The 13,868-nt window shown below is 67.8% G+C and carries 10 protein-coding genes; 5 read left to right on the top strand and 5 right to left on the bottom strand.

What is annotated here, in order from left to right; genetic code table 11:
- Positions 1–92: 92 nt before the first annotated feature.
- Both MUN73_RS02175 and MUN73_RS02170 read right to left on the bottom strand, forming a co-directional pair.
- Positions 93–266 carry a hypothetical protein gene (locus MUN73_RS02175; protein ID WP_250138809.1) on the bottom strand — a complete coding sequence of 58 codons (174 nt, stop codon included), beginning with the start codon at positions 264–266 and terminating at the stop codon, positions 93–95.
- 2 nt (positions 267–268) lie between these two features.
- Positions 269–502 carry a HalOD1 output domain-containing protein gene (locus MUN73_RS02170; RefSeq protein ID WP_250138808.1) on the bottom strand — a complete coding sequence of 78 codons (234 nt, stop codon included), beginning with the start codon at positions 500–502 and terminating at the stop codon, positions 269–271.
- 216 nt (positions 503–718) lie between these two features.
- Between MUN73_RS02170 and MUN73_RS02165 the strand changes: the two genes are divergently transcribed.
- The 4 genes from MUN73_RS02165 (at position 719) to MUN73_RS02150 (ending at position 8,956) form a co-directional block, all read left to right on the top strand.
- Positions 719–6,043, top strand: coding sequence for a PAS domain S-box protein (locus MUN73_RS02165; protein ID WP_250138807.1), 5,325 nt, complete (start codon positions 719–721; stop codon positions 6,041–6,043).
- 50 nt (positions 6,044–6,093) lie between these two features.
- Entirely contained in the window at positions 6,094–6,906 is an 813-nt protein-coding gene (locus MUN73_RS02160; protein ID WP_250138806.1) for a CPBP family intramembrane glutamic endopeptidase, read from the top strand.
- A 43-nt stretch (positions 6,907–6,949) separates the two neighbouring features.
- Complete coding sequence (gene hjc, locus MUN73_RS02155; protein WP_250138805.1) at positions 6,950–7,468, top strand: Holliday junction resolvase Hjc; 519 nt, start codon at positions 6,950–6,952, stop codon at positions 7,466–7,468.
- Positions 7,469–7,612: 144 nt separating this feature from the next.
- Complete coding sequence (locus MUN73_RS02150; RefSeq protein WP_250138804.1) at positions 7,613–8,956, top strand: cytochrome P450; 1,344 nt, start codon at positions 7,613–7,615, stop codon at positions 8,954–8,956.
- A 419-nt stretch (positions 8,957–9,375) separates the two neighbouring features.
- Here the strand turns inward: MUN73_RS02150 and MUN73_RS02145 are convergent, their stop codons facing one another.
- On the bottom strand, positions 9,376–11,250 hold the full coding sequence (locus tag MUN73_RS02145; protein WP_250138803.1) for an acyl-CoA dehydrogenase family protein: 1,875 nt from the start codon (positions 11,248–11,250) through the stop codon (positions 9,376–9,378).
- A gap of 89 nt (positions 11,251–11,339) precedes the next feature.
- The gene (locus MUN73_RS02140; RefSeq protein ID WP_250138802.1) at positions 11,340–11,963 is read right to left on the bottom strand and encodes an SWIM zinc finger family protein; all 624 of its coding nucleotides are present in this window, start codon (positions 11,961–11,963) and stop codon (positions 11,340–11,342) included.
- 289 nt (positions 11,964–12,252) lie between these two features.
- Here MUN73_RS02140 and MUN73_RS02135 point away from each other — a divergent pair, with 289 nt between their 5' ends.
- On the top strand, positions 12,253–12,516 hold the full coding sequence (locus tag MUN73_RS02135; RefSeq protein WP_250138801.1) for a DUF7472 family protein: 264 nt from the start codon (positions 12,253–12,255) through the stop codon (positions 12,514–12,516).
- Between the two features lie 108 nt (positions 12,517–12,624).
- Here MUN73_RS02135 and priL read toward each other — a convergent pair whose 3' ends face one another.
- Positions 12,625–13,701: a DNA primase regulatory subunit PriL gene (gene priL, locus MUN73_RS02130; protein WP_250138800.1), complete on the bottom strand. Its 1,077-nt coding sequence runs from the start codon at positions 13,699–13,701 to the stop codon at positions 12,625–12,627.
- Between the last annotated feature and the right edge of the window lie 167 nt (positions 13,702–13,868).

Genomic DNA, 13,868 nt, shown 5'->3' with positions numbered 1-13,868 from the left:
CCGGTCTGTGCGATCGACCGCTCCGTTTCGGGGGTCGGCGTCGGCGCGGCCGCTGGACGGGGACGGCGGCGCGTCGGGGGCGGCGGCCCCGGTTACGGGTGGACTGGAACCGTCACGTCGGACTGTATCCAGGCGTGTTCGTTCTCCGGATCGGCGATCATGCCGACCCGCATCGAGCCGACGTCGTACTCTTCGTAGGTCTCGCGAACGAACCCGTTTCGGGAGTCGGTGCCGACCGTCGTCGAGCGTCGGTTGCCGTCCGTCATCGTCAGTCGTAGACGCGACCGTCGACCGCAACGGTGCCGTCACCGCGGACCGTGATCGTGTGCCCCTGGTAGTCGAATTGGACGGAGACGGACTCCGCTCCCGTGACCAACTGGTCGAGCGCGCTCGGATCGATCGCGTCGTACAGCGGGGGCTGCAGGTCGAGTACGTCCGTGTTCGTCGCGTCGGCGATGGCCTCGACGACGCGGACGCTGGTCCGGTTGCACTCTCGTGTCATGGTGGAGCCGTTCATCATCGTCTCTTACGACCACGACTGGTATTGGAATGTCCATTATCTGTATAGCGACGGCTCGCGGGGAGTGGCTATATGTATAGAAGGTTGCGCCGATAGAGGGACGGGAACGCGGTCCGGGGACTCCGTGCCCGCTGTGTGGTATGTCCTATCGTGACATCCACGACTGTAATGAGCGTTCAGCCAGTAGACTCGGGTGGCATGAGTGACACGATGGCACGGTGGCCGGTGCGGACTGGCGTTCCCGCCCGGCGACTGTGGCTCGTGGCGATCGGCGTCGCGGTCGCCGTCGTCGCGGGCCAGTGGATCGGGCTCGAACGGCTCGGCGTCTCCGGGCTCCCGTTCGGGGGACTGGAACTGGTCGGAATCGTCGGGCTCACGAGACAGGACGAGCCCGAGAACCCGATCGCGGACCTCGCGGCGGCGGTCGAACGGCTGTCGGCCGGCGCGGACGACGTGGCCCTCCCGACCGACCGGGCCGACGAACTCGGATGGCTCTCTGCGGCAGTCGCGGACCTCGCTGATACCCTCCGCGAGCGCGAGGGGCAACTCGATCGGGAGCGAACGTACACGGACGCGCTCTTCGACGGCGTCGCCGACGTGTTCTGCCTCGTCGGGCGGGGCGGGGAGCTTCGTCGCTGGAACGGCGCTCTCTCCCGGGTAACGGGTGCCGCGGACGACGACCTCGACTCGAGTCCCATCACCGCGTTCGTTCCCGCCGACGAGCGCGATCGGCTCGGCGACGCGATCGACACCGCGATCGAGACCGGTTCTGCGCGCGTCGAGGTGTCGATCGAGGCGGACGACGACGCGACGGTCCCCTACGAGTTCGTCGTGAAGCGGGTCGGGGGTCCCGACGAGACTCCCGTCGCGGCCGTCACCGGCCGGGACGTCACCGATCGGACGGAACGCGAACGGGAGATCGAAGACGTCGACGCCGCCAGGCAGGAACTCTCCCGGATCGTGTCCGACCGGTCGCTGAGTCGAACGGCGACGATCGAGCGGTTGCTCGAACTCGGCTGTGACCACTTCGGCGTGGACAACGGGTTCACCGCCCGCATCGACGAGGCGACCGGCCGCTACCGGGTCGAAACCGCCGTCGGACCCGGCTTCGTCGAGGAGGGTATCGAAACGGAGCTATCGAAGACGTTCTGTCGGCGGACGATCGGGACCGACGACGCGATCGGGATCACCCACGCGTCCGAGGGGGGTCACGCCGACGACCCGGCCCACGAGGAGTGGGGAATCAGCTGTTACCTCGGCAGCGAGATCCGGGTCGACGGCGATCCGTACGGGACGCTCTGTTTCGTAGACCAGGAGCCCCGCGAGGAATCGTTCTCCCGGACGGAGAAGACGTTCGCCGATCTCCTGGCGCGGTGGGTGTCCCACCTTTACGAGCGCCGCGAGCACGAGCGCGTACTCCGGCGGGCGGACAGGGCGCTGGAGGCGGCTCCGATCGGGATCACGATGACCGATCCGACGCAGCCGGAGAATCCGATCGTCTACGCCAACGACGCGTTCGAACGGATCACCGGCTACTCGTCCGACGAGTATCTCGGCCGGAACTGTCGGTTCCTCCAGGGCGAGGGAACTGACCCGGAGGCAGTCGAGCGGCTGCACGCGGCCGTCGACGCCGAGGAACCGGTGTCGGTCGAACTGCGCAACTACCGGGAGGACGGCACGCCGTTCTGGAACCAGGTGACCCTCGCACCGGTCGAGAACGACGCGGGGGCGGTCACACACTTCGTCGGGTTCCAGCAGGACGTCACCGAGCGCACGGAGACCGAACGACGCCTCCGCGAACGCGAGCGTCAGCTCGAGCGCTATCAGGAGTACACCGACGACGTGCTGGACGCGCTCGACGACATCTTCTTCGTCATCGACGCCGGGGGGAGCCTGCAGCGCTGGAACGAACGGTTCGTCGAGGCGATGAGCTACTCGGAGGCGGAACTGTCGTCGATGCACGCCCTGGAGTTCTTCGCCGACGACGATCGGGACGCGATCGTCGACGCGATCGCCGAGGCGCAGGAGACCGGGAGTACGCGTCTCGAGTGCGACGCGTTCACCAGTAACGGGGAGGCGATCCCCTACGAGTTCGTCGCGTCCGGGCTCGAGGATCCGGAGGGGAAGCCGGTGATCGCAGGCATCGCCCGGGACATTAGCGATCGGAAGGCACGGGAGCGCGAACTCCGCGAGCGCGAACGCCAGCTCTCGACGCTGATGAGCAACATCCCCGGGATGGTCTACCGCTGCCGGAACGAGCCCGACTGGCCGTTCGACTTCGTCAGCGAGGGCTGTGCGGAGCTCACCGGCTGCGATCCCGGGACGCTGGTCGACGGCGACGTGAACTGGGCGACCGACGTCGTTCTCGAGGGACAGGACGACCTCTGGGAGACGGTCCAGGAGGCCCTCGCCGCTCGAGAGCCGTTCCAGGTAACGTACCCGATCGAGACGGCCGACGGCGAGCGCCGGTGGGTGAGCGAACAGGGGCGTGGCATGTACGCCGGCGACGGATCGTTCGAGGGTCTCGAGGGTGTGATCATCGACATCACCGAGCAAGTCGAGAGCGAACGCGAACTCGAGCGCTACGAGACGATCGTGCAGGCGCTCGGCGACCCGGTCTACACGCTCGACGAGGAGGGGTACTTCCGGTTCGTCAACGACGCGATCGAACCCCTGACGGGGTACGAGCCGTCCGACCTCGTCGGCGAACACGTGTCGACGTTCATGGCTCAGCGTGATCTCGAAGACGCCCAGGAACTGGTTCGCGACCTGCTCCGGACCGACACTCCGTACCGGACGTTCGAGATGGCGTTGCCGACGAAGGGGGGCGAGCCGATCGAGGCGGAGAACCACGTGGCGCTGTTGCCGTCCGACGACGGCTCGTTCGCCGGTACCGCCGGCGTCGTCCGCGACATCAGCGATCGCACGGCGCGCGAGCAAGAACTCGAACGAACGACGGAACTGCTCGAACAGGCCCAGCAGATCGCGGGTATCGGCGGGTGGGAACTCGACCTGACGACCGAGCCGTACGAGCTTTCGGTCACGGCCGAACTCAACCGCCTGTTCGGCGAGGCGCCGGGCACGGAGATCGATCTGCGGGAAGCGCTCGCACGGTACCACCCCGACGATCGCCGGCGGGTCGTCTCGGCCGTCGATCGGGCGATCACGGAGGGCGAGGGGTACGACCTCGAGGTCCGGATGGTCCGGGCCGACGGGAGCGAGCGGTGGATGCGCACGATGGCTCAGCCGGTCTTCGAGGACGACGAGGGCCGTCGATCGACCGGTACCGGGAGCGCGTTCGACGACGGCGAGGTCGTCGCGCTCCGGGGATCGATCCAGGACATCACCGATCGCAAGGAGCGAGAGCAGGAACTCGAGCGGGCAACGGACCTGTTAGAGCGCGTCCAGCGGCTGGCGGAAGTCGGCGGCTGGGAGATGGACGTCCGGGACGACCAGCGGCCCGAGACCTGGACCGAGGAACTCTATCGTCTCCACGACGTGCCTCGTCACGTCACTCCCGACCTCGAACTGGCGATCGAGGGGTATCACCCGGAGGATCGTGCGTTCGTTCGCGACCGGATCGAGTCGTCGATCGCGTCCGAGATGGGGTACGATTTCGAGGCCCGGCTGGCAACCGACGCGGGCGAGAGCAGGTGGGTCCGGGCGATCGGCGAACCCATCTACGACGACGATGGGACCCTCCGCAAGTATCGAGGCTCGGTACAGGACGTCTCCGACCGGAAGCGACGCGAACTCGCGCTCGAGTCCCTCCACGAGACCGCACGCGGGCTGTTGCAGGCCGAGTCGGAGTCCGCGGTCGCGGATCTCGTCGTCGAGACGGCCGCAGAGGTGCTCGACGTCCACGGCGTGGGTGTCTATCTCCTCGATGCGGACGCGAACGCGTTCGAGCCGGCCGCCTTCACCGACGGATTCGCCGCGGTCTGCGGCGGCACGCCGCCGGTTCCCCTCGGCGACGACGACTCCGCGCTCTGGAACACCTTCGTGACCGGCACGCAGACGATCTTCGACGACGTCTCGGTCGTCGATCGCTCGCCCCTGTTCGGGAGTGACGTTCCGGGTGGGTTGCTGGTCCCGATCGGCGACCACGGCGTGTTCGTCTTCGTCGCCGAGCCGTCGGCGATCGACGACGAGACGCGACGGCTGGTCGAGACGCTCGTCGCGACGACCGAGGCCGCGTTCGATCGCCTCGAGAGCGAGGCGAGCCTGCGCGATCGCGACGCGGAACTCGAGGCGCGGAACCGACGGCTCGAACGCCAGATGGGGATCAACGAGATCATCCGCTCGATCGACCAGTCGCTCGTCCGGGCGACCGGCCGCGGGGAGATCGAACGGACCGTCTGCGAACGGCTGGTCGACACCGACGACATCGCCTTCGCGTGGATCGGGGGCGTCGACGCCAGCGAGACGGCGGTCGAACCGCGAGCGTGGGACGGCGACGGGGAGGCGTACCTGGACGCGGTCTCGCTGGCGACCGACGCGGAGCGGCCGGAACCGGCCGTCCGGACCGCGCTCGCCGAGGAATCGACGGTCGTCTCGAACGTCGTCGCCGAGCTACAGGCCGAGCCGTGGCGCAAGACCGCACTCGCCAGCGACTTCGCGTCCTGTCTCTGCGTCCCGATCTCGTTCGACGAGTACTCCTACGGCGTGCTCGCGGTGTACGGCACGGAGCCGGACACGTTCGGCGACCTCGAACGGACGGTGTTCGAGGAACTCGGCGAGAACATCGCCAACTCGATCACCGCCGTCCAGACGCGCCACGCCCTGCACGCCGACGTCCTCCTCGAACTCACGCTCCGGTTCGACGACTCGGACGCCTTCCTCGCGCGGATCGCCCGCGAGACCGACGCGACCGTCGTCTACGAGGGCGTCGCCTCCCACTCGGCCGACGAGACCCGCCTGTTCTTCACGACCGACGGGGCGGAATCGGCCGCGGTCGAGTCGGTCCTCGAGGACCTCGTCACCGTGACGGACTGGCGGCTGGTCTCCGGGGCGGACGCTGACGCCGATACCGACGCCGAGGCCGACCACCAGTGTCTCTTCGAGGCGACGGTTACCGGGACCGAACTCGTCTCGCGACTGCTCCGTCACGGCGCGAGTCCGCGATCGATCACGGCGGATGGGTCGGACCTGGAGGTCGTCGTCGACGTCTCGCGGACGACCGAGGTCCGCACGTTCGTCGACATGCTCGCGCAGGCGTACCCGAGCGTCGAACTCGCCGGCCGTCGCGACGTCGAGCGCGCGATGCACACCAGAGGTGAACTGGTGTCCTCGCTGTTCGACCCGTTGACCGATCGCCAGCTCGAGGTGCTCAGGGCGGCCTACTTCGCCGGCTTCTTCGAGTGGCCGCGCACGTCGACGGGCGAGGAGGTCGCGGCGATGCTCGACGTCTCCCAGCCGACGGTCAATCGTCACCTCCGGATCGGCCAGCAACGCCTGCTCGCCGAACTGTTCGGGAGCGAGGCCCACTCGATCGTCGGCGATCGGGGATCGGAAGCGACGTAGGTCGGTCCAGGAGAGGAACGCACAAGGAGCCAGTGTCCATACCCCGTAGCATGGAGACTCCTCCACAACAACGGACGGACGGACCGATCCGTTCGACGCTCGTCGCGATCGGACTGGCGGCGCTCGGGATCCTCGCCTCCCAGTTCACGACGCTCCCGGCGTTCCTGCTCGATCCCGCCCTCCTCGAGTCGCCGGCGAACGCCACGATCGAAGCCCGGACCGTCTTCATGATCCTGAACTTCCTCGGGTTCGTCCTCGCCGGGGCGCTCTACCTGGCGGCGACCGGCCGGGGCTGGTCGTACGTCGACGTTCGCTTCCCCTCGAAGCGCGGCTGGCTGTACGTCGTCGGTGGCATCGTCGCCAGTCTGGTCTTCTACTTCGTCGTCGGATTGCTCGTGCAGGTCCTCTCGTTGCCGGCCGCCGACAGCCAGGTCCTCGAGTTCATCGACGACGACCAGACGATGATCCTGATCATGATCCTCATCGTCGTCTTCTTCAACGCGCCGGCGGAGGAGTTCCTCTTTCGCAATATCGTCCAGAAGCGCCTCTACGAGGCCTTCACGCGGCTCCAGGCGGTCGGCGTCGCCAGCGCGATCTTCGCGCTGGTTCACTTCCCCGTCTACGTCGTCTTCGCCGAGTCGGCGCTCGCGACGCTCGTCTCGCTCTCGATCGTCTTCGGTGGCTCCGTCATCTTCGGCTACGTCTACGCCCGGTCCGACAACCTCGTCGTGCCGATCGCCTCCCACGCGGCCTTCAACGCGTTCCAGTTCGGCCTGCTGTATCTGGCCCTCGAGTACGACATCGAGGGCGCCGAAACGGCACCCTCGCTGCTCGGTGCGGTCGCCGGAATCGTCCCGCTGTAGTCGGGTCCGTTCCTTTATTATTCACCGGCGGTGAGGATCGGGTATGTCCCAGGCGAAGGGCGACCGCCGCGAGCGGGAACTCGTCAACGAACTCGACGGGGCCGGCTTCGCGGTGATGCGTGCGCCCGCGAGCGGCTCTGCGACCGACCGCGAACTCCCCGACGTGCTGGCCGGCGACGGCGAGCAGTTCTACGCGATCGAGGCGAAATCGAGCGCCGGCGATCCGATCTACCTCACCGGCGAGGAGGTCGAGGCGCTGACCTACTTCGCCCGCAACTTCGGCGCGAAACCCCGTATCGGCGTCCGGTTCGATCGGGAGGACTGGTACTTCTTTCACCCCGCCGACCTCCACGTCACCGACGGCGGCAACTACCGGGTCAAGAAGGAGACCGCGATCGCGGAGGGGACGGACTTTCCCGAGTTCGTCGGCGAGAGCGAGAAGGTCACGCTCGCGGAGGTCGACGAGGCCGACTCCGGCCCCGACGAGGAGATCGTCCGCGTCCTGAACGCGGTCGAACAGGGCGTGATGGACGTCGAAGAGGCAGCCGGGATTCTCGAGTAGCCCGGGACCCGGGTTCGGCTCCGATCGATCGAGACCGCCGCCGAACTCACCGCCGGACACGTCGCCGATCGAGACCGCCGAAACCGATCGTTACGCCCCGAGAGCGGCCAAACCCTCTTTACGATTCGGCCCTACTCCCGTGTGATGAGCTCGCACACTCGTCCGCCCGGCCCGCGCGGCGTCCCGATCGCCGGTTCCCTCCCCCGGTACGCCGAGGACCCGTTCCGGTTCGTAACGGAGTTGCGCGACACCTACGGCGACGTCGCGGCCTTCGATCTCGGCCCGAACCGGACGGTCTTGCTCACGTCGCCGGCCGCCGTGGAACGCGTCCTGGTGACCGACGAGTCGGCCTTCTCGAAACCGTCGTTTCAGATCGACGCGCTGGGCGACCTCCTCGGCGAGGGGCTGCTGTTGAGCGAGGGCGAGACGTGGCGCGAGCGCCGCTCCCTCGCCGGCCCGGCGTTCGCCCCCGATCGGGTCGCCTCGCTGGCCCCGCTGATGGCCGAGCGAGCGACCGCGATGGTCGATCGCTGGGACGACGGCGACGAGCGCGACCTCGAGTGGGAGATGACCCGGACCACCCTCGAGATCATCGTCGACGCGATGTTCGGGATCGACCTCGACCCCGGCCGGGCGCGTCAGATTCGTCGCCTCCTCGAGCCGATCGGCCGCCGGTTCGAACCCGACCCGCGTCGACTCCTGGTGCCGGACTGGGTGCCGACGGCCGGCCAGCGCGAGTTCGATCGCTCGATCGCCGAACTCGAGCGCATCGTCGAGGGGTTCGTCGACCGACGGCGGCGGGAGGGGATCGACGAGTCCGATCGGGACCTGCTCGCGCTCCTCCTGCGGGCCCGCGAGGCCGGCGCGATCGACGACGAGGGGATCCGCGACGAACTCCTGACGATGCTGCTCGCGGGCCACGACACGACGGCGCTGGTGCTCACCTACGCGTGGGCGCTCCTCTCGGACCACCCCGACGTCGAGCGGCGCGTCCACGAGGAGGTCGACGCCCTGTTCGCGGCGATCGACGACCCGACCGACCTGACGGCCGCCGACGTTCGAGAACTCGCGACGCTCCGGAACGTCCTCCGGGAGACGATGCGGCTCTACCCGCCGGTGTACGCGCTCTTCCGCCAGGTCGATCGGCCGGTCGAAATCTCGGGGTACCGGCTCCCCGCGGGATCGCTGGTCCTGCTCTCGCAGTGGGCGACCCACCGCGATCCGCGCCACTTCGAGGCCCCCACCCGGTTCGATCCCGATCGCTGGGCCGACCCGAGCCACCCTACCTACGCCTACTTCCCGTTCGGGGCCGGCCCGCGCAGTTGCATCGGCAAGGGGTTCACGATGCTCGAGGCGCCGATCATCGCGGCGGTCGCCGCCCGCGAGTTCCGCCTGCGGCGGGTCGAGTCGGGCCCGATCGACCTCCGGGGGTCGTTGACCGCGCATCCGGACGGCGGGATGCCGATGGAACTCGTCGCACGATCGTGAGGACGACCGGTTTCGATCGTCGATCGCGTCCGTACCCAACTAGTTGGGCCCAGCCGATATCCGGCGGACGGGCCTTCCGCCGACCGAGGCATGGGCGACTCGAGCGCTCACTCGCGGCGAGTAGCCGCGTGCGAACACTGCGGATCGATCTTCGCGGCCCGCGTGTGGGCCGACGGACGCATCCAACCGATCGGGCGACCGCAGAGCTGCACCTGCGGGGAAGACGACTTTCGACTGATCGACTGAGACGGATTGCTGTACCGATTTCCCGGCGCAACCGCGATCCGGACGGCGGTTGCGCCGGAAATGACGTACAGTAAACCGTATGAGTGCCGGGAAGTGGTCGATCCCGATGTCGAAGTGGCCGGGCGGTCGTCTCCACGTCGGCGCGCTCGTCGGCGGAACGTCCGTCTCCGAACCTAGTCGTCGGCCGTCACCGTCTCGGAGACGGTCTCGGGGTCGACCGGCGCGTGGCGGACGATCGGCTCGAACGCCTCGAGTGCGAACCGATCGCCGCTCGTGATCCCCCGCGCGTCCTGGGCCTCGAGTTCGTTTGCGACGAACCGCCGGGCGACGAGCGCCATCCGCCCGTTCCCGTCTTCGAGGTCCGCCTGGGCCTCCTCGAGCAACAGGGCCGCGGTGAAGACGTCGAAAACGTAGTGGGCGAGCCGTTTCGCCGAGAGCTGGGCGTACTCGCCGTCCTCTCCGGCCAGCGTCGCGAGCGCGCTCGCGAGGTCGTGGTACTCGGACTCGACCGTCTCGGCGGCCTCGGCGAGCGCCGGGTGTGAAATCGTCTCGAGACGGTCCTCGATCGCCTCGCGCAGCGGTTCGTGGGCCCCCTCGCGTTCGAGGGCCCGCAGGACGTCCAGCGAGAGGATGTTCTCGGTGCCCTCCCAGATCGGGAGCACCTGCGCGTCACGGAGCATCCGGTTCGTGACGAAATCGTTCACGTAGCCGTTGCCGCCGTGGACCTCCATCCCGTAGGAGGCCGTGTCGACGGCCATCCGGGCCGTGCGGGCCTTGGCGATCGGGATCAGCAGCCGCATCAGTCGGTACTCGTCCTCGGCGTCCTCCCCCGCGCTCGCGGTTTCACCGCTCGCCGTTTCCGCGGAGCGCGGCTCCGCGCTCCGCTCGGCCCGCTCGCGCTCCGAAAAGAGCCGTGCGGCCTCGAGGACGTACGTCAGCGCGGCCTCGTGATCGACGGTCATGTCGACGAGGTCCTCGCGCATCAGCGGGTACTGGTCGATCGTGTCGCCGAAGGCCTCGCGGTTCGCGGCGTAGATCTTGCTCTCGAGCAGTACCCGGCCCATGATGCCACAGGACGCCGCGGCGTTCGAGAGCCGCTCTAAGTTGAGCATCTCGGTCATCTGTTTGAAGCCGTTCTCCTCTTCGCCGACGAGATAGGCCTTCGCGCCGTCGAACTCGACCTCGCCCGTGGGGACGGCGATCGTACCGAGTTTGTCCTTGAGGCGGCGGTAGAGCTGGTCGTTGACCTCGTCGGGCGCGAGCGGACCGTCCTCGATCCGATCGCCCTTGGTGACGGGACTGCCGGCCAGATCCCCGTGCGGGACGAGGAACATCGAGAGCCCGTCGGTCCCATCCGGCGCGCCCTCGGTCCGGGCGAGCGCGAGCGTTCCCTCGGCGTCGATGTTCGAGCAGAACCACTTCTCGCCGGTGAGCCGCCAGCACTCCGCCTCCTCGTCCCACTCGGCGCGGGTTTCGTTCGCGCCCACGTCGCTGCCGCCCTGCTCTTCCGTGAGGAACATCGCGCCCTCGATCACGTCGTCGTACTCGCGCGCGGTCAGTCCGTCGTAGTACGCCGACAGCGAGCCGTCGTCGAACTTCTCGAGGACGAGCGCCGCGCCGGCAGTCATCGCGACGGGACAGTCGAAGCCGGGGTCCGCGTAGCACAGCAGGTACTGCATCGCGAGATTGTGCGAGAGGGGCATCGGTTCGTCGCGTCCCGGCGGCGCCTCGAAGGCGTCCGCCACGATCCCCATCTCGTAGCTCAGTCGCTCGTTCTCGATCTGTTCGGCCGGGTAGCGGACGTGGTTTTGCACGTCGCCGTGCTTGTCGTACGGTTCCAGTTCCGGCCCGTGGTCGTCGACGTAATCGGCGTTGTCGGCGATCGTGTGGCCGACGATTTCGCCGAACTCGCTCAATCGAGATTCGGCCCAGTCGAACTCCGCGTCGGTGTAGATCCGCTCCAGTTCGCGCTGGAGGGCGCGGTCGAGGGCCCAGTAGTTGACGCCGCGGCCCTCCTCGAACTGGCCGTAGTCGATCCCGGATGGCATACCGTGATAATTGTCCACGATCGGTAATAAAACGGGAGACAGTCAACGGTTCGTCCGTTCTCGACCGTTCACCGGGGCCGGCCCACGTCTTACGTCGCTTTCTCGAGACGCGTCCGCGGGAAGACGTAGACCTTCAGCGACTCGGGGACGACGCCGTTCCGGGCCACGGTCGCGTGCGGGTAGATCGCCCCGACGACGGGAACGTCCGGGTCGTAGTTCTCGTTCGTCCCGTACTCGGCGACGGTGGTCCCCTCCGGCCGGATCCGGACGGCGTCGGCCCGGAGCACGGAGACGTCGACGACGGTGAGTCGATCGCCCGTCTCGCGATCGACGACGGGATCGCCCGGCCGGATCTCGTGGTCGTCGCAGTAGACCGGCCCGTCGTGGTCCTCGTCGACGAACACCGCGGTCTCGCAGTCGTGACACTCGACGGCGATCCGGCCCGGCGGCGGCGTCCGCCCCTCGTTGATCTCGATCGCGACCCGGCGGATGTGCTTGCACCGGACGCCCCGGAAGACGTGGTCCGGGCAGGTACACCGGCCAGCCGGGAGGTCGACGAGATAGGTGTGGTCGTTGGCCGATTCGATCTCGTAGAGGCCGTCGCCGAGCGCCAGCACGGACATCGGTTCGACGCGGGCGCGGCGCGACCGCTCTTCGAGGTGGTCGTTGGACGGAACTGGCAGTGGTGCTTTCGGTGACGCTGTTGTTTTCATGGGTGCGTCGAGGGTGGCCGGCGCGGGGCCGCGAACTGCGATTCCAGCGGTCCTGCCGGCGGTTTGGCGGTCAGGTGGCTATTCGAATCACATAGGGATTCGATCGGTATAACGACCGCGCCTGCATGCTCCAGCCGTCGCTTTATATACCCGATCGCGGCCGAGCGCGCCGCGGCGTCGACCGCCCCCGCATTCGCGTCGTCACGAGCCAGCGCGATCGGTTCCGGTGCGATATCCGCGAGCCTCCCTTCGAAGCGCTTTTGACCGGGCCAGCAAAATCCAACGTACAATGGTCGAGCGCGAGCAGCTCATCGAAATCGCCGTGGCCGTCACCGCCGTCTTCCTGATGATCGGGATCATGATCGGTATCGGGTCGATGTACGGCGGGGACAACGGAAGCCTCTCGAGCGACGGCGGCGAGATGCTCGTCGGTGCGATCGTCGGCTTCATCTTCCTGCTAACCGCCGTCGGGATCGGGCTGGCGTACGTCCTGAACGATCCCGACGACGACCTCGACCCGGACGAGGATGCCGACAGCCAGAGCGCGGTCTAGGGTTTCGACTCTCACTCTCGTTTCGTCGACTCCGATAGCGACCGGTGAACCCCGCTCGCGTCGCGATCGTCCTGCGGTTGCACCGGGAAACCGGTACAGGGGACCGTATCAGTCGCCGGCGGAGGCGCTCTCGCTGTCGGTCTCGCGCCAGTCCTCGATCTCGTCGTCGGCGTCGTCGATCCGCTCCTCGTAGTAGGCCATCGGGTGCGGAATCGTCTCGCAGAGGTCGTCCTTGTTCACGCAGTCGCCGTAGGACTGCATCGTCGCACAGGAGGGTGGCGAGTACTCCGTCGGCGACGTGTCGCCGCGAATGTGGTCGGTCTGGTAGCGGGTCATCTCCTCGCCGAACGAGGAGTTCACGCGGTAGAGTTCGACGATCTCGTCCGTGCTCATTCCGATACTCGCCAGGAATGCAGTGATCGCAAAGCGCGAGTGGTGGGGCAGGTGCTCGCCCTTCTGAATCTGGTCCAGCAGCGCCTTCATACACGGCGGGAACAGGTCGGGAACGACGGTGTCGATCTCGCGGGTCAACTCGAGATCGGCCAGCACCTCGCGGATCTCGGCGGCCTCGGCTTCCAGTGCCGTCGCGATCGTATCGGGGACGTCGAACGGCAGTCCGTCCTCGATCCGACCGCGGATCGCCTCCCGGAGGAGGGTCAGTAGTTCCGACTCCGTGACCGGCACCTCGCCGTCGGCCAGTGCCCGGTTGACCAGTCGCCACTCGTCCGCCCAGAGGTCCGCCGCGAGCGGAACGTAGGTTCCGACGTCGATGCGGTACCCGTCTTCCGTCTCCCTGACGTCGTCCCGGAGGTCGAACTCGGCCAACAGTGAATCGACGTCGAGTCCCGTCGAATCGACGCTTTTCAGTTCCGTCGTGTCCGTCAGGTCGTCGGTGAACCGATCGTACGCCGTCGCCGCCTCGGCGCGGGCGTACTTCCGGACGAGGACCCGCTCGTCGACCATCGAGACGAGCACCCGGGCCACCGGATAGGAGAGCAGTTCGACGCGTGCGTCGCGGCGCGGAGCACCGGTCTCGCCGTCCTCGAGCGAGGCGACGACGCGCTCGCGGGCGCGGTCGACGACCGCCCGATCCTGCTCGACGACGGTGGCCAGATCGACGGCCTCCGTCGCCACGGCGTCGCGGGCGGCCTCGAGGAACGGGTACCGGGCGTGCAGTCGCTGCATCGGTAACGAGATATTACTGCGGCAGGGTAAACGTGCTGGTTGCCGGGTCCCTCGATCGACGTGACTGTCTTTCTCTCCTGAACGACTGTCGTGAGTCGATCGGCCCCGGCGGCGGCGGTAAATCGATCTTACCACCCCGTGAGGACGATCGTCGGCCGCCGGCCGCG

The organism is Halosolutus amylolyticus (assembly GCF_023566055.1).
GTDB classification, from domain to species: Archaea; Halobacteriota; Halobacteria; order Halobacteriales; family Natrialbaceae; genus Halosolutus; species Halosolutus amylolyticus.
The sequence above is the reverse complement of the archived record's forward strand: the minus strand, read 5'-3'. Positions and strand labels throughout refer to the sequence as shown.

Coding starts and splice junctions, on each gene's coding strand:
- MUN73_RS02175 (WP_250138809.1), bottom strand. CDS start 266: ATGACGGACGGCAACCGACGCTCGACGACGGTCGGCACCGACTCCCGA.
- MUN73_RS02170 (WP_250138808.1), bottom strand. CDS start 502: ATGACACGAGAGTGCAACCGGACCAGCGTCCGCGTCGTCGAGGCCATC.
- MUN73_RS02165 (WP_250138807.1), top strand. CDS start 719: ATGAGTGACACGATGGCACGGTGGCCGGTGCGGACTGGCGTTCCCGCC.
- MUN73_RS02160 (WP_250138806.1), top strand. CDS start 6,094: ATGGAGACTCCTCCACAACAACGGACGGACGGACCGATCCGTTCGACG.
- hjc (WP_250138805.1), top strand. CDS start 6,950: ATGTCCCAGGCGAAGGGCGACCGCCGCGAGCGGGAACTCGTCAACGAA.
- MUN73_RS02150 (WP_250138804.1), top strand. CDS start 7,613: ATGAGCTCGCACACTCGTCCGCCCGGCCCGCGCGGCGTCCCGATCGCC.
- MUN73_RS02145 (WP_250138803.1), bottom strand. CDS start 11,250: ATGCCATCCGGGATCGACTACGGCCAGTTCGAGGAGGGCCGCGGCGTC.
- MUN73_RS02140 (WP_250138802.1), bottom strand. CDS start 11,963: ATGAAAACAACAGCGTCACCGAAAGCACCACTGCCAGTTCCGTCCAAC.
- MUN73_RS02135 (WP_250138801.1), top strand. CDS start 12,253: ATGGTCGAGCGCGAGCAGCTCATCGAAATCGCCGTGGCCGTCACCGCC.
- priL (WP_250138800.1), bottom strand. CDS start 13,701: ATGCAGCGACTGCACGCCCGGTACCCGTTCCTCGAGGCCGCCCGCGAC.